General features: G+C 51.7%; 1 tRNA gene and 2 rRNA genes. All 3 read left to right on the top strand.

From position 1 onward, the window contains the following. A 16S ribosomal RNA gene (locus GS12_RS22745) occupies positions 1–224 on the top strand; the annotation flags it as partial. Positions 225–311: 87 nt separating this feature from the next. Next, positions 312–386, top strand: a tRNA-Glu gene (locus GS12_RS22740). Between the two features lie 219 nt (positions 387–605). Further along, positions 606–805, top strand: a 23S ribosomal RNA gene (locus GS12_RS22735); the annotation flags it as partial.

Below are 805 nucleotides of genomic sequence, written 5' to 3'. Positions count from 1 at the left end.
ACCCGACTCCGTGAAGTCGGAATCGCTAGTAATCGTGGATCAGAATGCCACGGTGAATACGTTCCCGGGCCTTGTACACACCGCCCGTCACACCATGGGAGTGGGTTGCAAAAGAAGTAGGTAGCTTAACCTTCGGGAGGGCGCTTACCACTTTGTGATTCATGACTGGGGTGAAGTCGTAACAAGGTAACCGTAGGGGAACCTGCGGTTGGATCACCTCCTTACCAGAAGATACATTTCTGTGCAGTGTCCACAACAGATTGTCTGATAGATGTAATGAGCAAGACGGCTGCGAAGTCGAGACACGCTGTGTCCCCTTCGTCTAGCGGTTAGGACTCCGCCCTTTCACGGCGGCAACAGGGGTTCGAATCCCCTAGGGGACGCCACTTGCCGGCTGTGGGTGAAAGACACAACCAACCGTATCCCAAAACTGACTTAATCAAGTCGGCTTTGTGATATTTGCTCTTTAACAATCCGGAACAAGCTGAAAATTTGAAAACGACATAGTGGGTCACTCTGCGTAAAAAGAGTGGCGCAAACACTATGGTCGGGTCTCTCAAATGCTGACAACAAACGGCGTCTTTCGGGACGCTTGTGGGTTGTGAGGTTAAGTGACTAAGCGTACACGGTGGATGCCCTGGCAGTCAGAGGCGATGAAGGGCGTGCTAATCTGCGATAAGCGTCGGTAAGGTGATATGAACCGTTATACCCGACGATACCCGAATGGGGAAACCCGGTGCAATCCGTTGCATCATCGCAACATGAATACATAGTGTTGCGAGGCGAACCGGGGGAACTGAAACAT

This window comes from Erwinia oleae (assembly GCF_000770305.1).
GTDB classification, from domain to species: domain Bacteria; phylum Pseudomonadota; class Gammaproteobacteria; order Enterobacterales; family Enterobacteriaceae; genus Erwinia; species Erwinia oleae.
This window is presented reverse-complemented; position numbering and strand designations above follow the sequence as displayed.